The sequence below is a fragment of the Photobacterium marinum genome (assembly GCF_000331515.1).
Lineage (GTDB): Bacteria > Pseudomonadota > Gammaproteobacteria > Enterobacterales > Vibrionaceae > Photobacterium > Photobacterium marinum.
In genome coordinates, this window is record NZ_AMZO01000020.1 from 1 (window position 1) to 22,488 (window position 22,488).

Sequence of the window (22,488 nt, forward strand, 5' to 3'; positions counted from 1 at the left end):
TTATCTCAGGACGGGACATACTGACAATAAAAAGCGAGGGACATCTGCCCCTCGCTTTTTATAAGGTATAAACGTCAATTAGATCTCTATACATCCCCACTCAGGGTAATTCTTACGAATAAATGCATTTAACTCTATTTCAGCGTCTGTATAAACCCTGGCCGTTTTTGAACTATTGCTTGCTAACTCGGTGATCATACCTGCACCAACTGTCACGTTAGTCATCCTGTCGATAATCACAAACGCTCCAGTTTGAGGAAGATCACCGTACTCATCAACAATAACTTTCTCTGAAAGAGATATATCAGCAGCTGCAATTTCATTCAGTCGCAATAAACTACTATCACGATCGTGATGCTCCAAAGTATTAACATCTACTTTGTAGTTAATATGCGATACTTTTCCACTACAGCTTTTTGTCGCAAACTTTAACCCATACTCACGGTTAATCTTTAAAGCATCCTCATCCATCCAGACAATGTTTGCTCTAAATCCGTTTACGCAATCAGGTTGGCTTTCCGGATGAACAATCATATCACCACGAGAGATATCAATTTCATCCTCAAGAGTTAAAGTAACCGCCATTCCCGGGAATGCTTGCTTCAATTCACCATCAAAAGTGTAAATACTCTTTACAACAGACGATTTACCGGAGGGCAGTACAATGATTTCATCACCAACGTTTATAACTCCCGATGCAATTGTTCCGCAATAACCTCTGAAATTTAAATTTGGTCGATTAACATACTGCACAGGGAAACGCATATGCTCAGTATCCTGATCTCTGTCAACCTTTACAGTCTCTAACAGCTTCATCAATGTTGAGCCCGGATACCAATCCATATTTTCACTTGGCGAAACAACGTTATCACCTTTTAATGCGGAAATAGGAACAAAGCGAATGTCATCAATATCAAGGTGCTTTGCCATTTCACGATAATCTGACTTTATGGCCTGATAAACATCCTGCCTATAGTTAACCAAATCCATTTTATTGACAGCCACAATGACGTGCTTGATGCCAAGCAAACTACAAATATAACTGTGTCGACGGGTTTGAGTCTGGATTCCATGACGTGCGTCCACCATCACAATAGCAAGGTCACAAGTAGACGCTCCGGTTACCATGTTACGCGTGTATTGTTCATGTCCAGGCGTATCTGCGATGATAAACTTACGCTTATCGGTCGAGAAATATCTATAAGCTACATCAATCGTAATCCCCTGCTCTCGCTCTGATTGAAGCCCGTCGACTAACAACGCTAAATCAAACGCTTCATTTGTTGTATTGAATTTTTGCGAATCTTTTTCAATGGCCGCCATCTGATCTTCATAAATCAACTTACTATCAAACAATAAACGACCAATCAAAGTTGATTTACCATCATCAACGCTTCCACAAGTCAAAAAACGAAGTAGATCTTTGTTTTCATGCACTTTTAAGTACGCTTCAATATCAGTTGCAATAAGTTTAGAGGAGTGAGACATGGAGATTCCTTTTATTATCAATAAGATTATTGATAAAATTCATTCAATTTTTCAACAAACCTGTCAAGCTGGTTCAACGGCAGCTGGTTGATACCGGCCGCAGCTTTGCGTCCACCACCGGTTGGAAATTGACAGCAAATTTCGTCAGCCCCCGAGCGAGTCAAAAGCGGCGCACGAACACTCACGGTATAACTTTTTCCTGACGGATTACATGTGACGATCGCATGAGCTTTATGATGATACTGATTTGCTAATTCATTGCCAAACACACCACTCATTCGCCTTGCCCAAATTTTGTCTGGAAGAACATAAACAGTACAGATTTCTGAATCAAAAAACGGTTCTAGCTGACCTACATATTTTTTGTCGGCCTTATAGCCTTCCTTGAGGCGATAATATGGTGACGATAAATCATCTAGTAAACTGAAAGGATTCGGATATGACTGAAGCTCTTTAAAAAGCTCTACTGGGGAGATGTGTAAATCATCAATGGACGCACCATAGCTATTGTAGTTAATCAATGTGCCCAACTCACACAAAAAGGCAACTTGTTCATCCTTGAGATTTAGTGATTTGGCCATCTCAGCTGCAACTGCTCGTACATTATCACCGAATGCAGCAGCAATAGCCCACAATTCATATTTACCGGACAAGTGGTGGTTAACTAACAAGCTGGTACATGTATCAGGAGATAAATCCACTATAACTTCGAAATTCTCATCCTCAGGGATTTCTCCGGTACGATGGTGATCACAGTACATGACCGGAATTTTCCCCGATAACAGCTCGATAAGAGCATCTGCATTTTTCTCCATAGAAATATCCAGAACTGTTACCGAAGATGCGCCCATAGGCACTCGACTAAGGAGGCTAATATCACGCTTGACGCCTGTAATTAATTTATTTTGTAACGGCTGTACCCAACGTAATTGAAGCAAAGCAATAATGCCGTCGGCATCACCATTAAAAACATCATAATGCATTACAGTATGTACCCTTTTTCATTAAGGTGGCTAACAATCAACTCAGCACATTGCATTACAGTTTTATTCGCTGTTTTTACATGGATATCAGGCGCCATTGGAGCCTCATATAGAGAGTCTATACCGGTAAAATTCTTAATTTGTCCAGCTCTTGCCTTTTTATACAACCCTTTAGGATCTCTTTCTTCGCACAACTCTAAAGGCGTATCAATGAAGACCTCTATAAATTGCCCCTCTTCAAGTAGCTCTCGGACCTGTTTTCGGTCCTCATTAAACGGAGAAATAAAAGCTGTTAATACAAAATTTCCGGCATCCACAAATAGCTTTGCAACTTCACCGATTCGACGAATGTTTTCGACACGATCTTCATCACTAAAGCCTAAGTCCTTATTTAAGCCATGACGAATATTGTCACCATCTAACAAATAGCTATGTTTGCCCTCCTCAAACAATAAGCGCTCAACAGCGTTTGCAATTGTTGACTTCCCCGAACCACTCAAACCAGTGAACCACAAAACGGCTGGGCGCTGTTGTTTCAGTGTCAGGCGCTCTTGATGGCCAACAGCATGCTCATGCCATACAACATTGTCATTCATCACTCTACTTCCTCAAAATGGAAAAAAAACAGGGATAGAAAGCAAACCAACAAAACAGTACATAACTGTTACTGGCCATCCTGTTTTAACATAATCTGAAAATTTATAATTACCGGCATTCATGACCATCAAGTTGGTCTGATAACCAAATGGGCTAATAAACGAAGCGCTTGCCGCGTAGGCAACGGCCATAACGAAAGGCAAATAATGCACACCATATGTTTTTGCAAAGGATAAACCTATTGGCAACATTATTGCGGCTGCCGCACTATTAGTCATTGTTTCTGTCAATAATACAGTTACGAGAAAAACACCAGCAAATGCAATAAAAACAGAACTCCCACCTAAAATAGAAAACAACTGACTAGAAATAGCATCGGCTAAGCCACTATGAGTAAATGCATAAGCTATCGTCAATGCACTAACCAAAATCCCCCAAAGCTCAAAAGGGAAACGACGCCTTAACGTTGTAGCATCAAAAACTTTCACGCCTAAACACATAATCAAATAGGCAGACAACGTTTCAATAAGATCAAATGACGTACAGGCCGCTATAAAAACCGCCGAAAAAAAGCCGACTATAGCCACAATATTCTGAGCAAATGTGAGAGGTTCTCGAAGTTTTAGTCCCGTCAGAATAAAAAAGTTTCGGGTAATATTCTGGCGTTTACTGAAATCCTCTCCGATAGCTAAAACTAATTTATCCCCGGCTTCAATAACCTGCTCCCCAAGCTTACCAGACAGACTTTGCCCATGACGGTTAATAGCAACAACAGCGGCATCAAATCGAGAGCGGAAATCCGTTTGTTTGAGGGTCTTATTTATCAAAATAGATTCAGGACTGACAATAACTTCAGTAAGATTCCGATTGAGTAGCTCGTTACTATCAGCAAAAATTTCTATGCCATCAAGAGTATTTAGTTGCTTTACTTCACTAACATTACCAGTAAAAATAAGCTTATCGTTTGCCTCTATCACCATTTCTGGTGTAACGGGGGAAAGTAAACGACCATCACGGACTATTTCTGCTAAAAACAGACTGTCTAATGCTCTCAACCTATTTTGACGAACCGTTTTCCCAACTAGCTTACTTCCTGCTTTTACTTCTGCGTCAAGAAAGTACTTCTCAACTATGGCTTCCTTACCTTTGCTATCAGGTAAGTAGTAAGCCAATAAAAAAATAACAACACTACAGAAGATGAAAAGCACTGCACCAACCGGTACAAAGCTGAAAAAATGCAATTCTGGAAGGCCCTGCTCTTGAATCAAGCCATTGACCACTAAATTTGTAGACGTTCCAATAAGGGTTAATGTCCCCCCTAAGATTGAAAAGTAAGACAATGGTATCAGTAGCTTAGAAGGTGAGTGATCTTGGTTTTTCAAAACACTGCTCATTAATGTCGCCACAACAGCTGTATTATTTATAACAGCAGAACTTAGAGCAGATATTATAGCTAATCTCACTAACGTCCAACGATAGCTATAACGAAGCAACTTACTTGATATCCAGGAAAGAAGAAATGTTCTTTCCAGCGCCAAAGAAGAAAGCATAAGTAACAACAATGTAATTACAGATGGGTTAATGATATTTCCCAATATCACACTTTGATCCACGACCCCATATGTATACAAAATAGTTACAGCCAACAAAAAATGAAGACTTGCTTTCTGGGAGCTGAAAACCAATAACAGTATCAGCCCCATAATGACAATGGCAGTGACCAGCATGGAATCAGAAATACCCTTCGCGTTTTTTCTTTTCCATAGAGCCCGAGCTATCATGGTCTATCGCACGACCTTGCCGTTCGGATGTTGTCGTAAGTAGCATCTCTTGAATAATCTCAGGTAATGTTGTTGCCTGAGATTCAATTGCACCAGTCAATGGATAACAACCCAGAGTACGGAAACGAACCATTTTCTCTTCAACTTTTTCGCCTTCAGCAATTTTCATCCTGTCATCATCAACCATGATCAACATTCCGTCTCTTTCAACGACAGGGCGAGGCTTAGCAAAATACAATGATGGTATTTCTATATTTTCCAGGTAAATATATTGCCAAATATCTAGCTCAGTCCAATTTGATAATGGAAAAACTCGAATACTCTCGCCTTTGTTTATCTTTCCATTATAAATATTCCACAGCTCCGGGCGCTGATTCTTAGGATCCCAACGATGATGCTCATCACGAAAGGAATATACACGCTCTTTTGCGCGGGATTTTTCCTCGTCACGACGCGCGCCACCAAAAGCCGCATCAAAGCCATACTTATCTAAGGCCTGCTTCAGACCTTGAGTCTTCATAATATCTGTATGTGCTGAGCTGCCATGAACAAATGGATTTATTCCCATTTTCAGGCCTTCTGGGTTTTGGTGTACAATAAGTTTCATTCCAACTATATTGGCCATCTTATCACGAAACTTAATCATTTCTTTGAACTTCCATGTTGTATCAACATGCATCAAAGGAAATGGCGGAACACCTGGCGCGAAGGCTTTTTGCGCTAAATGAAGCATTACTGATGAATCTTTCCCCACCGAATACAACATTACAGGGTTATCAAACTCAGCAGCAACTTCCCGGATAATATGTATAGATTCAGCTTCTAACTGCTGCAAATGGGTCATTTTCTCTAATGTTAGTTTCATTGCTCTCTCTAATATCATTGATGGCGTTCACTTCATTGACTACGCTGAGCAAAAAGCCATCATCATCAGCACTCAATTATGAATACGAGCCACCTCATTAAGATGAGTGATAATCCGCTATCATAATTCAGCACTCCAATAGCAAACAGCGACCTAGCCAAAGCCATTGTACCATACCCTAAACACGCCATTCAGCTCTATTTATACGCACTTAGTACCCACAATAAAACAGTAAGTTACCTATGGACTCGTGCTTACAATAATGATCTCTAATAGAGCTAATTCACCAAATTGTTTAGGAACAAAATACATATCAAATCTAGCTTAAACTTGAAATTATGCATCCAGTTTGTACAACAAATAAGAATGAGCGTGAGCACAAAAAACCAAAAAAAGCAGAAGACATACCCTAGAAAAATACTAAAATACCTAATAACAACTTTGTCACTCCAGTGACCCATAACAACAATTAAATAACACCGCAAATTATTCTGCAGAAGAGGTTATGAATCGTGTTCAAGTCGTATGCTCACTTCTCGGTGAACCACCCCTTAGCTCACAAAACCAACCTATTGTTATTAATGATTTTTTTTCTAACTTGCAGCTACCAATTACTTGCTAATGAAAAAATTGAATATGCACTAGGTTTTATTATTGTTATTTTTTCAATTGTTATTTTCGCTAAGGCTTCAGATTACAAAAGAAAATATTTAAGTGCAGGAAAATAATATATATTACAAATAAAAAGCGCCTTTATTATGGCGCTTCTTATTAAACCAATTTAATAAGCATCATTACTTAAAATCAATTCACTTAATCCTGTGCATCTTGCTGTAACTTGTCCCACATTGCTTTCACGATCAACTGATCGGCAGGGTTTAGCTCTGACTGAGCTTCTTTCAAACTTTCTTCAACGGCTTGCTTCATCGCTTCTACTGATGTTACGCCATTCACCTCACAGTTAGCAGCAGATAGCGAAATATGTCCCCGTAAATAACCTCCGGCAAATAACTCATCATCAGATGCAGTTTCAACCGTCAGGTCAATAAGGGATAATAGCTTCTCTTCGTATTGCTGAATCATTAACTTTCTCTTTAATTAGTATTCGGGTTAAGAAGGAAAAGCCGACTCACTCAACGCCTCCTCTTTTACACTTGTTCACTTATTGGAAATTTTCTGGCTGTAGCAATGGTACATCGTAGTATTTACGCAACACATCAGAAAAAACCTGTGCACGTGGAGGCATTCCCAGCTCAAGATAAGCGATTACCTGATTCCTTACTTTGTTAGTAAAACCTGGCCAGTCTGAGTCACTGTCACCGCTGAGATTATCACAGCTGACCTGAAACCGAAAACCGCAACTTGCGGACAAAATCCACTCGACAGCCTGCGGTTTTATCTCAACCACTTCAAACTCTGCCTGCCTTTTTGCATTACGGCCATCCGGTTCATACCAATAACCATAATCTTCCATTAATCGCCGCTCTTCTCCAGCTATGCACCAATGTGATATTTCATGAAGCGCTGAAGCAAAATAGCCCCGGGCGAAAACAATACGATGTTGCCTGTGCCCATCATCAGCAGGCAGGTACACAGGCTCATCTCCTCCCAAAATTAGCTCGGTGTTATAGCTATCAAGAAAGGTACAATTAAACAATTCTATAAGATTTGTATAATCGTGTTGCATCTATCTAATGCTCCAGGAACCAAAATTAACGTCGGACCCTGTCACCGGCACCTTTTCCGGTTGCAGTTTGAATAATCAATTGAAAGTAGAGTGCCAAAGAAAATGATGAAATCATCTCTGCATCAAGCTTCGCCAGCTTTTCCGGCTCAGACATATCGACACCATTAACTTGGGCTAATCCAGTAATGCCCGGTAAAACATCCAACACACCACGCTTTTGGCGTGCTTCAATTAGCTCTTCCTGATTAAACAGGCATGGCCGTGGGCCTACAAAGCTCATTTCACCACGTAACACGTTGATAAGCTGAGGAAGCTCATCCAATTTTGTTTTACGGAGAAATGCCCCCAGCTTAGTGACTGAACTTGAATCAACCATATGCGTTGCAACAGATTCTGTTGCTTTCGCCATGGTGCGAAACTTAATCAGTGTAAATGGGCGACATTGCTTACCAACTCGCTGTTGGCAAAAAACAGGTGAACCGGTATCAAATAAACCAATTAGATAAATCAATAAGAAAATGGGGGCCGACAAAATCAAGCCAAACAGAGCCAGGCTAAAATCTAGAACGCGGATCAGGGGTGAGGTCATAGTTACTACTTCTTATTCGTTACAGTCAATTTAAGTGCATCATCCAAACAGTAAGGTGGTTTCCAGTTTAGACATGATTTTGTCTCGGATATGTCAACCTGTAGAGAGCTGCAAAGGCGCTCACCAACAAAGGCCTTACCAAGTGCCTTAGTCAGCCACAAAATCAACGTTCCGGGTATCGGGAGCAAATAGCTATTTTTACCCATTGCTGTTGCAATTTTACGTAATAACTGGCTCGTCGATACGTCTTCATCATCTGAGACTAAAAAAACCCGATTTGATGCCCCCGGGTGTTCTAAGCAAACCGTAACTAAATCAACCAAATTTCCGACATAAACTAAACTGCGCTTATTATCGATAGCTCCCAGCGGTAAAGGAAGTCTCTTTTTGACAATATTCACCATTGTATTGAAGTTGGCCTTTACTCCTTTGCCGTAAACCAACGGTGGGCGAATGATGACCACTTCCATACCGGTTTCATGAGCCAAGGCCAACAACCCTTTCTCGGCCTCATACTTACTAAGTCCATAAGGATCATGAGGTGCTTTTTTCACATGAGGAACAAATGGTTGGTTTGTAGCCGAGGACTCACCATTTACCTTAATGGTACTAATAAAAATAAAGCGCTTTACACCGGCTTCAGCCGCCTGCCGAGCCAATCTTAATGTACCTTCTGTATTGATTTGACGATATTCCGTCAACGGATCTTTTGCGCTATCAGACATAAGGTGAACACGGGCGGCACAATGAACAATTACATCCACCCCTCTTATCGAGTTTAGTAAATCAAAATCATTACTGAAATCAACCTTCAGACATTCGTCTTTACCACCATCACATAAACCTTTTCTCGTTCCCTGAACAATCGTGTACGGAAAATTGGCATGTAAATAGTCAACCAAATGACGTCCAACAAAACCATTGCTTCCGGTTATTAAAACTTTCAAGCAAAGCGCTCACAAATCAATCAAATAATGGCGTAAATAATAACACAACGAGGATAAATGCACATGATCGACACAGATGTAATTACAAGTGGTAATTATTAGATTAAAATACGACTGTTTTTTTTATTTAGCTCATTTCCTATGCTCAAACCAATCAAAGCTCTGTTAAGCACAAAAAGAACGAATAAAAGAATAATCACAATAACTTATGATATTATTGCGGTTATTTTTTCACTATATCTAGCTATGAGTCTCCGCTTAAGTGATTGGATGTTTGAGATCACTGTTAAGGAAATAGCCAGTTTTGCATTAACAGTAATTGTAACGATCTTCTCATTTGTCAGATTAGGCATGTACAGAGCAGTGTTACGGTATCTAATGCTTCCGGCTCTGGGCTACATATTCCTTGCTGTGATTCTGTCAGCAGTCACACTCGCTGTGAGCGAGTTCTTCTTTCAATCATTTATCCCAAGAAGTGTTCCTTTAATCTACACAGGAATCGCAATTCTCACATTGGGTGGACCACGAATTCTTATTCGTACTTTTTACTACCATTACTACAAACGAAAAAAACCCAATGTGTTTATCTATGGTGCAGGTTCCACCGGGCGCGAACTTGCTTATGCGTTGATCAGCGGTGAAGAGTACCACCCTGTCGTCATACTAGATGATGACTATAGTAAAGTTGGGCAAATTATTTTTGGTTTACGTGTTCATCACAGCAGTGAATTTGAATCGCTGCAATCTTTGTATGACCCTAAGAAGTTACTTTTAGCAATTAACAACATTAACAAAGGAGCTCGTTTACGCCTTCTAGATAAAATATCGCAGTGGCCAATCGCAGTACAATCAGTACCATCAGTAGAAGACATCGCAGCAGGTAAGGCACAGTCAACCGAAATCAGAGATCTGGAAATCAGTGATCTTCTTGGACGAGAACCAGTTGAGCCTAATCAAAACCTACTGGAAAAAAATATTAAAGACAAAGTCGTGATGGTCACAGGTGCCGGAGGCTCTATTGGTTCTGAATTATGTCGACAAATTTTGAAGCAGGCTCCTAAACGCCTTGTTCTGTTTGAGCTAAATGAATACAACCTTTATGCAATAGATAGAGAACTAAGAAAGGTTATCGAAAAGACAAAGAGTCAGGCTGAACTTATATCTGCTCTAGGTAGTGTACAACGACAAAACCGTGTCGAAAAACTGATGTTCAATCACCAGGTAGAAACCGTATTTCACGCTGCCGCCTATAAGCATGTTCCTATAGTTGAAGACAATATCGTTGAAGGCATACGGAATAATGTTTTTGGTACACTAGCTGCTGCAGAAGCAGCTATCAATGCGAATGTAAAAAACTTCACTTTGATTTCAACAGATAAAGCAGTACGCCCAACTAATATTATGGGTGCAAGTAAACGAATGGCAGAACTTGTCTTACAAGCATTAGCTGACAGAGAATCAAACACAACCTTTACCATGGTTAGATTCGGTAATGTTCTTGGTTCTTCTGGATCTGTGGTGCCCTTATTTAAAGAACAAATTCGCAAAGGTGGACCGGTAACAGTAACGCACCCTGATATCATCCGCTATTTCATGCTTATACCAGAAGCAGCTCAACTTGTAATACAGGCAGGAGCTATGAAGCACAATGGCCAAGTATTTGTCTTGGATATGGGGGAGCCAGTAAAAATTCTTGATTTGGCTAAACGAATGATCCAATTGATGGGTATGAGCGAGAAAATAGCTGATTTATCAGAAGAAAGTGAAGGTGATATTGAGATTCAATTTACAGGACTAAGACCAGGAGAAAAGCTATACGAAGAATTGTTGATAGGTAATAACGTTGAAGGAACAAGACACCCTAAAATAATGACAGCAAGTGAAGAAAAATTAGACTGGAGCGAAATGTCAAAACTAATTGAGCAACTCGATAAGCATTGCCATGATTTTGATATCGAATGTATTAAACAAGTTCTCCTTAATGCACCAACTGGATATTTAACAAAAAAATAAAATAATTGCAAGAGATTTAGTGAGGTAAACCTATGATACACATATGCATCATCAACCATAATCATGATGAGCTAATAACAAAAAAATCGATGCTTTCGGATTTATCAGAACGTTACAACATAGTAATTAAGTCAAATACACCTGCGACTGAAAGCCTGAAAAGATATTGCTGTGATAGTAACATCGTTCTATTAGATAAAAGTTATGGCTATGGCTTTTCAAAAAACAATAATTATGTATTTAATTACCTTAATAGTAAAAATTTAATTAGTACTAACGACCATTTCATAGTCATGAATCCTGATGTCGAAATTGAATCGGATTCTATCGAAAAATTAGTAACACTATTCAATAAAAACAATACAGATATTGGTACTATTAATTTATTTAGAGATAAAGAGTACAGCCTTTATGATAATTCAATTAAGCAATTCCCTAGTGTGTTGACACCTTGGTTGGCTCTAGTCAAAACTTCACGCAATGATACTTACGACAAAAAAGCGATAAATAAACCTTGTGAAATAGACTGGGCAGCTGGTTCCTTTCTTATTTTTAAAGCAGCAATATTTGAGAAGCTAGGAGGTTTTGATGAGGACTTTTTTATGTACTTTGAAGATGTCGATATCTGCAAAAGAGCTGCAGAGGAAGGCTACAAAATAACATATTTCCCTTCAATAAGAGCGATCCATTATGCAGCCTTTGCTAATAGAAATATTTTTTCAAAAGCATTTAAGTGGTATTTAACAAGCTATTCAAGATATCACATTAAATGTTTTAATCGCCAATTAGAAAAACGAATCAAAAAAATCTTCAGATAACCACAATATTTAAAACTTAACTCATTTTTGTTTTTACCATTTAACGAGCAAGAAAAACCTTCAATCAATGGGGTGTGTTCAAAGTTAGAGCAAAACTCAACAAAAGTCATATGCTGAACTTGTACTTTCTTATAGCGCTCCCAATATAACAACGGGTTGGTAAATAATTTTAATATATTTATGAGTTTACTCGAAGCTCCAACCTCATTTGTAGAGTGCTGTCTATATTTAACTAAAGGCTTATCGATAAAAACACTTTCGCCAAAATATTTAGCAAGCAAAGCAATCCACCAGTCATGCATCAGAATGTTATCCAAAGGTACAGTTTCTAAAGTTTTAGATATTAACTTACACATACTTAGGTTAATACAACAAGTAGCACCTTGAACACAGTTTTTGTAAATAATTGAGTCATCAAGAAAAACATTTGAATTTAGCCCCTGATACTTGAAAAAACTATCAGAAAACTGTCTACCATACTCATCAATCAAATACGAATCTGAATACCAAACAATTGGTTTATCTGACGACTTTAAACATTTGATAAACTCATCAATTTTGTTACAACACCATAGGTCATCCTGGTCAGCCAAAAATAAAAACTGGGATTTATTATCAATAATTGATGTCAAGAAATTTTGAGAGGGCCCACGTTTAGGTCCGTTTAATATCACATAATTAGAGACATGATACCTCTTAAATAATTCAATAACCTTATTAATAGTTAAATCACTCGAACCATCATCAGATATATAGTAAAAATCAGGCTTGATTTTTTGATTAATAATGCTTTCAATCTGCTGCTCGATATATTTCTCACCATTATACGTACAAATCAAAACACTATATGAAAAATTCATTTAAAAAATACCATGAAAACTTGAATAACTTGAATAAAAACACTGACAGTGAACATTTTCAGGCGTTCTTTCATAAAATCGTCTCAAAATTCTAAGGTAAAAATCGAAGCTATTATGAACTGAACAATTTATGCGAAAAGCGTATCAATGGTTTTTCAATGAAAATATAACTCAACTTACCAACAGCTAATGCAATAATTAACCAAAAACAGAGCATTAATACTAACAATGGTCTTGTATCTGGAATTAAAGATAGTTTTTCAAAAATGTAAAATAGTGAAGCGAAAACTAACTGATGCCAAATATATAAAGAGTAAGAATAATCACCTATTGATTGAATCATATTGGGGAATTTTTTATTTTCAACAACCTCTAAACTGACAAGCGCATAAATAATTAAAGAGGCTGAAAACCCAAATAGCAAACGCCACTCAACTGCCCATGCCTGTTGTGCAAATTTAGCATGGGCATAAATCGATAGTGCTAAGAGCCCGCCCCCTAAAGTCAACATCATTTGGGGTTTATACAAACGTTCTGTTTTATATAAGAACGCTATTACCCCACCAAACGTAAACTCAACTAAAATTCCATTTGACAAGATTAATTCTTGATAGCCAGTAAAGAGTGAAAACTTTGTACCTAAAAAAACTACAATCTGAATAAGAGATATAAAAAGAGCTGAATGCCAAAAATTCTTAGTTGAAAGAAAAAGAATAAAAGCAAGTACTAGATAGAAATATAATTCATAATGTAAAGTCCATGCTGACATTACAAGATAATTAGTACCTTTAAGCAAAAGAAATAAATCTAAAACAGGCTCCTTAGGTAACCACTCTGGAGATAGGTATAAATTAGCTCCAAAACAATATGCAAGGATAAAAACCACCCAATACAGAGGATAGATCCTCATAACCCTTTTAGCCATGAAGTTAAAAGTGCTCTTAAAGCCATTGGAACTGGATGCTTTGTAAGCACACAATGTAACAACAAACCCAGAAATAACAAAAAAAATATCTACCCCAATAGGTCCAATCCACCCAAATAAATGATGGACTTTTCCTATACTTAAAGATGGATGTGTTGACATTAAATGAATAAAAAGAACCAAAAAGGCCGCTATTCCACGCAGTGCTTGGATATTATAAATCATTACAAAACCTGAAAAGCTAGACCATAACTACCATGGAAAGGATAATTATGGTTTAGCTAATAAACCTATATTACAGAGTCAAAATTAAACTGAAAGTAAAAATTACAACTATAACAGGACACAAAACAATCTCACAAAATTTTAAAAAGAATAATCAAATAATAAATTTAATAATCCTTTCCCCATATAGCCATCGAATCATACTCTCTTGCGGGAAAAACATTATACTCTGGTTTTATAGTTAACTTATGTTTTTCAATAAACTGTTCGACTGCTGTTCGTAAACTCTTAGGCTTACCACTTGAGCAATTAAAAATACCACTAACTCCTGACTCAATTCGTATTTTTATTTTTTCAGACAGTTCATTTATATCAATAAAATCATATAGCATTTCACCACTATTTAAAGGGAATGTTGATTTTCCGTCTTCTGCAGCTCTAAGTATTTTTCCAAATATAGAGTTACTATGCTTATCATCTCCAGTAATATAATAGAAGCGTAACCACTGTAAGTTAAAATGTTTTTTCTCAGAGTGAGTGATAAGAGCCTGACGCAAGAAATTTTTTGCTATACCATAAGGGTTAGATGGATTACATGGAGTATTTGCATCTATTTCCCCAACATAGTAACCAATCTCATGCATTGTCCCTGCAACAGAAATATTTTTAACACCTGAATTCGTAACATGATCAATAAAATTAAAGTGCTTAACGACATTTTGAATATGAGATGGATCATGGTGATTAAAACCAGCTTGCCAGGCCAAATGTAATAAACAATCAACATCTGAAAAAATATCTATGCAATCCTGAGCTGCAAGTGAAAAAATATCAGTTTTAATCACTCTTGAACCATCAAGGAAACGATGAATCTCATCATTGGGATGAACAAGAGATATCACATTGTGGCCGGACTCAACAAGGTTCCTGACAACATTTCGACCAATATAGCCATTGGCTCCCGTTATTGCTATGTTCATTTCAAACTGTCCTCATTTTTTTATAGATTTTTAGTAACCATCTATACGGTCTTTTCAAATAGCCAGATAGCCACGGTGCATGATTTAGTATTAAACTCTTAGCCAAATTGACAGTAACACGCAACCATGAGTTAAAAGATATGCCTTTTGAATTAAAAGCTTGAAGGTTATGAATCTGTTCTTGAACATCTCCATTAAAACAGTTTTTCAATAACCTCTGTGATTTATATTCCAGTTTGCAATAATTTTTTTCTGCCATCTCAGATGACATTACATTATATGCCAAGAATCCTGATTCATGAACAGCGTAGATCATCAACCTTTCGACTATATGAGATAATGAGCTGTCTTTATGATTAGGCTCAGCATTAAAATCTGCCCAATGCCAACTATTTGTGAATAAACGAATTAAGGACTTTGGTCGAAACCAAAACATTGTTCCATATGCGGCAAATGGTGATATTTCATCAAAAGGAACATGAATATCTAATTCATCAGCTAATTTCTTTGAACCTTCATAATTCGTAAACCATGCATGACCTAGGGTAGGATACCCAATATGTACCATCGAAGGAGCTAGAAAACCAACTCTTGGGTTACAATCTAAGAAATTAATTAACTTAGATGTATATGCTCTATTCAAAACCAGATTATCGAACATTTGCTTTTTGAAATGCTCTGACTGATTAATATTATTTTGAGGGGATTTCTTTGAATGTAAGCGACAGATATAATCATAATCATTATTTAGAACAACGTCGTTGCATGTAATAAATAACGAACTTATATCACGCCCTCTGTTCTCTTCGACTACACGCACATCAAGATTTAAAAAGTGCGATGTTATTGAGTTCAGCTGATTTTCTATTTTAGCCTTTGCTTCATAAGTTGCCGTAGTTATAAACAAGTCATAGTTACATGGTATATTCTCAATATAAGCCATCATCTCCATAATCATGTCTGGATAATACACATGTGCAATTACAGCAACTTTCAAATCAGCTCTAAGGTCAACTTCACCGTTGGAGTCAAATATTTTTAACAGATCAAGGTTCGTAGCAAGATCTTTTGGCTTTGCTGTCCTTAGTAAGTTACTTAAAATCAGATCAACATTATAATCTGTATTTGAACTTATATATTCAAGAGTATATCTTAAGTCAATTGCATTTTTATCAATCCAAATTGGATCATGGAAGAAAGGTCTTCTTTTAACAATCGGACACCTTCTTTTTATTGTCTCATTAATTTCAATAAACAACGGATAATCGGATGTGTAGGTTTCTGAGTTACAGTACACATCAAATGTATAACCTTTATTTGAGAAATAACTAGTAAATCTCGATTCATGATTCAAAATTGAATCTATGTACGAACTTATCATTGGCATCTCTTGCCAATAATTCAAAAAGTCCGCACTAGTAAACATTTTTCGTCTAATAGCAATAAAATGAGATTGAATGTGACGCTCAAGAGTACCAGCCCCTGTAAAAGGGTTGGGGGTCATTTCTTTATGATCACTAACCCCCCAAAAATCCACATCATTTTTTTCTGACCAATTAAACATTTCAGAAAAAGGATAAATCGGCCCAAAAAAAGTATAGTTAAGTAAGATAACCTCATCGAATTCATCTAACTGTTTTTGTCCAATTTGATCTAATGCATCTTTATAAGCCCATACATCGAAGCCTACATTTTTCCGCTCGAAATAAAAGTCAGAAAAAGCTTTGAGCTTATTTTTCTCTTCTGAATTCAAAGTGGAATTAGAAACAACAAAGATTGTATCTACATGTTCCTTGAGAGCTTTCAGCTTAACTGGAATATAATCATCAACAATACACTTTGAATCATAAAAGAGATAAATTGCTAATCGTTTCATGTTTAAAAATGACTCTTTATAGACTGTAATACTTGTTTCAGCTTTCTGACCGGTAATGTTAACTTCCACGAAGTTGAGTCTCTTATTTCATTAATTTGACTCTCTAAATCTTGGGTCCTAGCTTTAAGCAATTTTAGGTGATTTAATTGCCCATAAGCATCACAATCAGACAGTTCCGACATAACGAGTTGGTATTTATATAACAATCGAACATAAGCTCGCTCGATAGACCGCTCTGTTGATACGGCATAGGCTATATAACCATCGTTATGAGAACAATAGTGTACTAACACTTCAATAGCCTTACTTAGAGTACAATCTTTTTCAAAATCATCAGATTCAAAGTCTTCCCACTTCCAGTCATACTCGAAAATTCTCTTCAGAGCTTGAGGTTTAAACCAAAACATTGCTCCATTAGCAGCATAAGGCGTTTTTTCGTCAAAAGGTACTTTGATTCCCAAAGCTTTAGCGTAATGCTTTATCGCCTCAATGTCTTTTTTCCAAGTATGACCGATATTCAAATCACCACTATGAAGCATTATCGGTGCAGCAACACCAACACATGGATCCATTGTAATAAAGTTTATAATATTAGTTACATAACCTTTTGTAGCCAATAAGTTATCAAGCATGTGTTCTTTAAATTGTCGATTGACATTAAAGTCTTTTGTTTCAATAGAATCAGTATGAATTCGACATATGAGATCATAACCTCCATCTAAGACAACATCCTTGCAAGCCACAACTAATGAAGACATCGAACTGTCTTGAATATATGGAACAACTCTTATTTCAAGATTTGCGGCCAAACCACTTATTTTATCTAAAATTAGTTCTTTATTTTTATTGTCAAATGTTGTGATAAATAAATCAAAAGCAGTCGGTATATTATTCAAATATCTATTTAAAGTTTCAATCTCTTCCAAATCAGACAAATGAGCAATTACAGCCAATTTTGATTTGATTTGTAATTCTTTATCGCTTTCATCTGGAAAAACTTTTATTAATTCAGCGTTTGTTAAAAGATTTCTAGGTTGAGTTGTTCTTGAGATATTATTCCATATTAAATTAACATCATAGTTACTTTGTTGTTTGACAATTTCTACAGCTTTATGTAAATCAACACAAAATCTATCCAAACACAAAGGATCGTGGAAAAACAGTCGCCTCTTTAAAATAGGAGATTTATGTTCTAGTGTTTTATCGATATTAAAAAAAGTTGGATACTGAGAATCGTAATCATCTGAATTACAATAAACTCCATATGTATAACCTCTAGAACTGAAGTATTCAGTAAATCGAGACTCATGATTTAATACAGAATCATTATAGGATTTGATCATCGGCATACTTGACCAATATTCGTCAAAATCTAGTGATGAAAACAATTCCTTTCTTATCGCAATAAAATGTGACTGTATATGCCGAGGTAGCACACCTTTACCAGTAAAAGGATTAGGATTAACTTCCTTATGATCACTTATTCCCCAAAAATCAAAATCATTTGATTCAGACCAACTAAACATTTCCTCAAAAGGAAAAATTGGACCAAAAAAAGTGTAATTTAAGAGTATTATTTCATCGTAATCTAAAAGCTTTTCTTTACCAAATTTGCTTAATGCTTCTTTATAACCCCATACATCAAAGCCAACATTTTCCCGACAATATATAGTATCAACTACACTTTTTAACTTTTCTCTTCCTAAGGTCGACAATTCTGAGTTGGAAATAAAGAAGATAGTCTCGACAGATTTTTTTAATTCAGTCAGTTTATATATAATATAATCATCAACGACTCCATCTTTATCGTAAAACAAGTAAAATGCAGCTCGTTTTATATCACTGTGATTATAATTATTTTTCATCCAAACATTCTCTTTATAAACTGTTTTGCAACTCGAAACGGCAATGTTATTTTCATTGAAACCGAGTTGTTAATAGTGCTGATATAACTTTCAGCTTCATGTAATTTCCTTGAAAGTTCTCCGTTCAATTTAACGTCTTCTAATAATTTCCCATTCTCTTCTTCTAATGACGTTATTTTTTCATTCATTTCTTCTAGTGAAGTTAATTTTTTATTTAACTCATTTAACGAAGCTATATTTTCTTCCTGAGCTGCAATCTTTGAGTCTTTTTCTATATTTATTTTAGCTAAGGCGTTAAGTTTATATATATTTTCATTAAGAATATCCCGATAAACATCAACAAGTTCAACAGCAGGGCTTAATAAATTAAATCGCTCTCTAATATCGCGAAGTTTACTAATATAATCGGAAAACTCCTTATCGTTATTTGATTCTGATAAAGTTAATAATTTGTCATATAAGTCTTGAGTTATTTTAACTGTTTCAACGTCACCATCTAATTTTTTAATACAATTCTCTGAGTGGTTTAATGTTTTGGAGAGAAAAGTATCTACATATTCATTCAATTCAGAGTTATCAACCTCTAAATTAAGTAAATCAGCTATTCTCAACACGTTGTCTCTTGGATTCTGCAATAGAGAATCATAATTAACAACAACTGTTCTATCATTGCTATCAAAAAGTTGAATTGCCGATGATAAATATGATATCCATAATAAATAAATATTCTGCGGAATAAGATCGCAAGAGCGTACCATCACATTTTCTTGACGCTGAAAAGAGTTTAAAACATCTGACGGATGCCTTAACGTTAAAATATAGCTTACTCTCAAATCTAGCTCATCAAAAACTAGTTTCCAAAAACAAAGTAGTTTGGTTATACGAGGTTCCTTTAACGCAAATAAAGAAAAAGACTCCATCTTACTAGCGATAAGTGATTTCGCTTCATTTTTAAAGCTATCAAGTTCATCACTGTTAAAATCAGATAAATTAACAGGTTTTATATCACTCCATGATATTCTTAAGCTCTTTAAAATTCGTTCATTTAAGTCTAATACAGACTTATCTTCCCAGAACCCTTTTGCATTAACATCTTTATGAGCTTCAAGTAAGTTATTGCCAAATTCGGCACCTAATGCTTTCAAGGAGCGAGATATGGCACTTGTACCACTTCTTGGCACACCAACAACTACAACAATTCTTTTATTAGTCACACTGATACCTACTAATTCACTTCCGATGTACATTGAAAGTCAATAATACCCGTTGACAAAATTTCGACTTCAGGTATTACTCTGAACATTGCAATGTCAATTAAACGATGTAAATAAGTCTCTGCACGATCGACATGACCCATTACGCCAGCATTAAGAAAATACACGCCAGGATTCAATTGGCAATCAAATGAAAATTTGATTTCTTTTGTTTCGCATATATCAATATGTTCAATACAATTGTTTGGTGTTGAAGAAGCCGCTCCACCTAACTCGACACCCGATAAGGTTTTAATCAGCATACCAAACCTAACATTTTCAATACTTGAATCAAAGGTTACATTATACTGAAAATTATAACGTCTACCCCTTACCAAGTTATTAACTTCTTTACCTTCGATAGTGGTTATTCTTGGGTTTGTTATCTTTGCTCCATTACTTTCATATGCAATAGTACTTGTAGGTTTAAGATTTGGATCAAAATACTCTTTGCAATAATCTTCTTTTAACTTCTCATTTTTTCCTTTAACTTTCCCACCGGTCTCTTGTTCCTGATGTTCAACGTCAGTCGAAAGTTTCAGGTCAGAGTCATTTTTTTCAGACTTTATACTTTCAACAATACTACTTCTAACATATTGCTTCTTCTCATCTGCAGCATAAAGTAACTTCTGATAACAACTAATTATTCTTTTAGGAGTAGCGGCCCCAAGACATTCACCGGAATCCATCAGAATAGCTCTATCACAGAGCTCAATTATTGTTGACGCTGAGTGAGTAACAAATAGTATTGTCGCACCATTTTTTTTAATTTCTTCGATTCTTGAATAACATTTTCGTTGAAATAGCTCATCGCCAACAGCCAGAGCTTCATCAACAATTAATATCTCAGGTTCAACATTAATGGAAACGGCAAACGCCAACCTTACCATCATACCACTTGAATAGGTTTTTACTGGTTGATCAATGAAATCACCGATATCTGCAAAAGCTTCTATATCTGAAAATCGACCATCTATTTCTTGTCGAGATAACCCAAGAATCGCTGCATTCATATAGACATTTTCACGGCCTGTAAACTCGGGATTAAATCCTGATCCCAACTCAAGAAGTGCGGCTATACGACCATTTGTTGTCACTGTTCCTGAAGTTTGGGATAGCGTTCCACAAATTATTTGCAATATAGTTGATTTACCGGAACCATTTCGCCCAACAATTCCAACAGTTTCCCCCTTCTTAATAGTAAAGCTAACATTGTTAAGAGCAGGAAAGTCTTGATAATATGCTCGAGACTCCAGTCCTAATAATGTACAAAATCTTGGGTAAATTGCCTGTTTTAACCTATTTTGAGGACGGTCGTAAACCTGAAACTTTTTGATTACATTCTTAACTTCAATGGCAATTTTAGAGGACATCAGCAAAAGCCTTACGTGTTTTCTGGAAGAAATAAAAACCAACAATAGATACAAGTATTGATATGCTTAAATAATTTGCTAGAAGTTCCCACTCAGGTAGTTCACCAAAATAGATTACATTTCGAATCTGTTCAATTGGTATTGTTAACGGGTTTAAATGTACTACCTGCTGGTATGCATCAGGTAATGAACTTATTGGAAAGAATATCGGAGATAAAAACATCAGTGCCGTACATACCAAACCAACAACTTGGCTTATATCTCTTACAAACACACCAAATGCAGCCAGAAAATATACTAAACCAAGCATTAATAATATAAATGGAGTTATAACAACAGGTAATAGTAGTAAGGTACTCTGAGGAACGCCAAATAGAATCACATATACAGCAAGCCATACAATAAAGCTAATCATTGTATGAAATAGTGTAGATAAAATTAAAACTATTGGCATTATTTCCAATGGAAATACAATTTTTTTCACATAACTAACATTTGATAAAATTAAAGTAGGAGCTCTATTAACGCAATCGGCAAAAAGATTGAATACTATTAAGCCAGCAAATAACAGCATAGCAAATTGGCCAGGTACATCTCCGCTACTTCCATCAGTCCACCTAACTTTTAATATTTCACCGAATACAAAAGTATAAACAGAAAGCATGAATAACGGCGTTAAAAAAGACCATAAAAGGCCCATAAATGAGCCTTTATATCTACCTAAAATATCTCTTTTCGTTAATGTTTTAATTAGCTGAAAATTTTTTTTTAGACTTCTCACTAAATACATTGGTGATAAACTAAAATTTAACATTATTCGAAGACCTCAGCATCTTCAAAAGCTTTTCCACTTCTATCTTTATCTGATAAAATTGGTTGTTCATCTGCTGGAATAGGCCAATCAATATTAACTGTTTCATCATTCCAAATTAGAGAGTGTTCTGCATTTGGATTGTAATAATCCGTACACTTGTATACAAACTCTGCAGAATCAGACATAACATAAAAACCATGGGCAAAACCTTCTGGGATCCATAGTTGTCTTTTATTCTCCGAAGAAAGAACTACACCTACCCATTGCCCAAATGTTTTTGATTTTTTCCGCATATCAACAGCGACATCAAAAACTTCACCTGATATAACTCTAACAAGTTTCCCTTGCGCATTTTCAGTTTGATAATGCAGCCCTCTTAGGATCCCTTTAGATGACTTAGAATGATTATCTTGAACAAAAAAACGCTCTGCAACTAAATCTTCAAACGTTTTCTGCTGCCATGTTTCCATAAAATAACCTCGCTCATCGCCAAATACACGAGGTTCAATAATTTTCACTTCTGGAATATTAGTTTCAATTACGTTCATA

General features: G+C 36.3%; 20 protein-coding genes. 2 read left to right on the top strand and 18 right to left on the bottom strand.

What is annotated here, in order from left to right; all coding sequences use genetic code 11:
- Positions 1-78: 78 nt before the first annotated feature.
- From cysN to C942_RS13140, 9 genes are all read right to left on the bottom strand, one after another.
- Complete coding sequence (gene cysN, locus C942_RS13100; protein ID WP_007466434.1) at positions 79-1,488, bottom strand: sulfate adenylyltransferase subunit CysN; 1,410 nt, start codon at positions 1,486-1,488, stop codon at positions 79-81.
- A 26-nt stretch (positions 1,489-1,514) separates the two neighbouring features.
- The gene (locus tag C942_RS13105; RefSeq protein WP_007466435.1) at positions 1,515-2,471 is read right to left on the bottom strand and encodes a DHH family phosphoesterase; all 957 of its coding nucleotides are present in this window, start codon (positions 2,469-2,471) and stop codon (positions 1,515-1,517) included.
- Positions 2,471-3,067 carry an adenylyl-sulfate kinase gene (gene cysC / locus C942_RS13110; RefSeq protein ID WP_007466436.1) on the bottom strand — a complete coding sequence of 199 codons (597 nt, stop codon included), beginning with the start codon at positions 3,065-3,067 and terminating at the stop codon, positions 2,471-2,473. The genes C942_RS13105 and cysC overlap by 1 nt, the downstream gene beginning before the upstream one ends.
- 12 nt (positions 3,068-3,079) lie before the next feature.
- Entirely contained in the window at positions 3,080-4,795 is a 1,716-nt protein-coding gene (locus tag C942_RS13115; protein WP_036800121.1) for an SLC13 family permease, read from the bottom strand.
- 4 nt (positions 4,796-4,799) lie between these two features.
- Positions 4,800-5,714 (bottom strand): sulfate adenylyltransferase subunit CysD, encoded by a 915-nt coding sequence (cysD, locus tag C942_RS13120; RefSeq protein ID WP_007466438.1) that lies wholly within the window; start codon positions 5,712-5,714, stop codon positions 4,800-4,802.
- 813 nt (positions 5,715-6,527) lie between these two features.
- Positions 6,528-6,797, bottom strand: a complete 270-nt coding sequence (locus tag C942_RS13125; protein ID WP_007466440.1) for a YfcL family protein — start codon at positions 6,795-6,797, stop codon at positions 6,528-6,530.
- A 79-nt stretch (positions 6,798-6,876) separates the two neighbouring features.
- Complete coding sequence (locus C942_RS13130) at positions 6,877-7,401, bottom strand: elongation factor P hydroxylase (RefSeq protein WP_036800124.1); 525 nt, start codon at positions 7,399-7,401, stop codon at positions 6,877-6,879.
- Between the two features lie 25 nt (positions 7,402-7,426).
- The gene (locus C942_RS13135; protein ID WP_007466442.1) at positions 7,427-7,990 is read right to left on the bottom strand and encodes a sugar transferase; all 564 of its coding nucleotides are present in this window, start codon (positions 7,988-7,990) and stop codon (positions 7,427-7,429) included.
- Positions 7,991-7,995: 5 nt separating this feature from the next.
- Positions 7,996-8,937 (bottom strand): UDP-glucose 4-epimerase family protein, encoded by a 942-nt coding sequence (locus C942_RS13140; protein ID WP_007466443.1) that lies wholly within the window; start codon positions 8,935-8,937, stop codon positions 7,996-7,998.
- Between the two features lie 141 nt (positions 8,938-9,078).
- On the opposite strand from C942_RS13140, the gene C942_RS13145 reads away from it, so the two are divergent.
- A complete protein-coding gene (locus C942_RS13145; protein WP_036800127.1) occupies positions 9,079-10,950 on the top strand; it encodes a nucleoside-diphosphate sugar epimerase/dehydratase in 1,872 nt (623 codons plus the stop codon).
- A 32-nt stretch (positions 10,951-10,982) separates the two neighbouring features.
- On the top strand, positions 10,983-11,768 hold the full coding sequence (locus C942_RS13150; protein ID WP_051035821.1) for a glycosyltransferase family protein: 786 nt from the start codon (positions 10,983-10,985) through the stop codon (positions 11,766-11,768).
- Here the strand turns inward: C942_RS13150 and C942_RS13155 are convergent.
- The 9 genes from C942_RS13155 to rfbC all read right to left on the bottom strand — a co-directional run bounded on the left by C942_RS13155 (position 11,711) and on the right by rfbC (position 22,487).
- On the bottom strand, positions 11,711-12,628 hold the full coding sequence (locus C942_RS13155) for a glycosyltransferase family 2 protein (RefSeq protein WP_007466445.1): 918 nt from the start codon (positions 12,626-12,628) through the stop codon (positions 11,711-11,713). The genes C942_RS13150 and C942_RS13155 overlap by 58 nt on opposite strands.
- A 112-nt stretch (positions 12,629-12,740) precedes the next feature.
- Entirely contained in the window at positions 12,741-13,778 is a 1,038-nt protein-coding gene (locus tag C942_RS13160) for an acyltransferase family protein (RefSeq protein ID WP_007466446.1), read from the bottom strand.
- 167 nt (positions 13,779-13,945) lie between these two features.
- Entirely contained in the window at positions 13,946-14,758 is an 813-nt protein-coding gene (locus tag C942_RS13165; RefSeq protein ID WP_007466447.1) for an NAD-dependent epimerase/dehydratase family protein, read from the bottom strand.
- A gap of 1 nt (position 14,759) precedes the next feature.
- Positions 14,760-16,703, bottom strand: coding sequence for a rhamnan synthesis F family protein (locus C942_RS13170; RefSeq protein WP_198287493.1), 1,944 nt, complete (start codon positions 16,701-16,703; stop codon positions 14,760-14,762).
- Positions 16,637-18,499 (bottom strand): rhamnan synthesis F family protein, encoded by a 1,863-nt coding sequence (locus C942_RS13175; protein ID WP_007466449.1) that lies wholly within the window; start codon positions 18,497-18,499, stop codon positions 16,637-16,639. The genes C942_RS13170 and C942_RS13175 overlap by 67 nt, the downstream gene beginning before the upstream one ends.
- Positions 18,496-19,746, bottom strand: coding sequence for a sulfotransferase family protein (locus C942_RS13180; RefSeq protein WP_007466450.1), 1,251 nt, complete (start codon positions 19,744-19,746; stop codon positions 18,496-18,498). Before C942_RS13180 ends, C942_RS13175 begins: the two co-directional genes overlap by 4 nt.
- Positions 19,725-21,125 (bottom strand): ABC transporter ATP-binding protein, encoded by a 1,401-nt coding sequence (locus C942_RS13185; RefSeq protein WP_007466451.1) that lies wholly within the window; start codon positions 21,123-21,125, stop codon positions 19,725-19,727. Before C942_RS13185 ends, C942_RS13180 begins: the two co-directional genes overlap by 22 nt.
- Complete coding sequence (locus tag C942_RS13190) at positions 21,115-21,939, bottom strand: ABC transporter permease (RefSeq protein ID WP_007466452.1); 825 nt, start codon at positions 21,937-21,939, stop codon at positions 21,115-21,117. The genes C942_RS13185 and C942_RS13190 overlap by 11 nt, the downstream gene beginning before the upstream one ends.
- Positions 21,939-22,487 carry a dTDP-4-dehydrorhamnose 3,5-epimerase gene (gene rfbC, locus C942_RS13195; protein WP_007466453.1) on the bottom strand — a complete coding sequence of 183 codons (549 nt, stop codon included), beginning with the start codon at positions 22,485-22,487 and terminating at the stop codon, positions 21,939-21,941. The genes C942_RS13190 and rfbC overlap by 1 nt, the downstream gene beginning before the upstream one ends.
- Position 22,488 lies beyond the last annotated feature (1 nt).

Coding starts and splice junctions, on each gene's coding strand:
- cysN (WP_007466434.1), bottom strand. CDS start 1,488: ATGTCTCACTCCTCTAAACTTATTGCAACTGATATTGAAGCGTACTTA.
- C942_RS13105 (WP_007466435.1), bottom strand. CDS start 2,471: ATGCATTATGATGTTTTTAATGGTGATGCCGACGGCATTATTGCTTTG.
- cysC (WP_007466436.1), bottom strand. CDS start 3,067: ATGAATGACAATGTTGTATGGCATGAGCATGCTGTTGGCCATCAAGAG.
- C942_RS13115 (WP_036800121.1), bottom strand. CDS start 4,795: ATGCTGGTCACTGCCATTGTCATTATGGGGCTGATACTGTTATTGGTT.
- cysD (WP_007466438.1), bottom strand. CDS start 5,714: ATGAAACTAACATTAGAGAAAATGACCCATTTGCAGCAGTTAGAAGCT.
- C942_RS13125 (WP_007466440.1), bottom strand. CDS start 6,797: ATGATTCAGCAATACGAAGAGAAGCTATTATCCCTTATTGACCTGACG.
- C942_RS13130 (WP_036800124.1), bottom strand. CDS start 7,401: ATGCAACACGATTATACAAATCTTATAGAATTGTTTAATTGTACCTTT.
- C942_RS13135 (WP_007466442.1), bottom strand. CDS start 7,990: ATGACCTCACCCCTGATCCGCGTTCTAGATTTTAGCCTGGCTCTGTTT.
- C942_RS13145 (WP_036800127.1), top strand. CDS start 9,079: ATGCTCAAACCAATCAAAGCTCTGTTAAGCACAAAAAGAACGAATAAA.
- C942_RS13150 (WP_051035821.1), top strand. CDS start 10,983: ATGATACACATATGCATCATCAACCATAATCATGATGAGCTAATAACA.
- C942_RS13155 (WP_007466445.1), bottom strand. CDS start 12,628: ATGAATTTTTCATATAGTGTTTTGATTTGTACGTATAATGGTGAGAAA.
- C942_RS13160 (WP_007466446.1), bottom strand. CDS start 13,778: ATGATTTATAATATCCAAGCACTGCGTGGAATAGCGGCCTTTTTGGTT.
- C942_RS13165 (WP_007466447.1), bottom strand. CDS start 14,758: ATGAACATAGCAATAACGGGAGCCAATGGCTATATTGGTCGAAATGTT.
- C942_RS13175 (WP_007466449.1), bottom strand. CDS start 18,499: ATGAAAAATAATTATAATCACAGTGATATAAAACGAGCTGCATTTTAC.
- C942_RS13180 (WP_007466450.1), bottom strand. CDS start 19,746: ATGTACATCGGAAGTGAATTAGTAGGTATCAGTGTGACTAATAAAAGA.
- C942_RS13185 (WP_007466451.1), bottom strand. CDS start 21,125: ATGTCCTCTAAAATTGCCATTGAAGTTAAGAATGTAATCAAAAAGTTT.
- C942_RS13190 (WP_007466452.1), bottom strand. CDS start 21,939: ATGTTAAATTTTAGTTTATCACCAATGTATTTAGTGAGAAGTCTAAAA.
- rfbC (WP_007466453.1), bottom strand. CDS start 22,487: ATGAACGTAATTGAAACTAATATTCCAGAAGTGAAAATTATTGAACCT.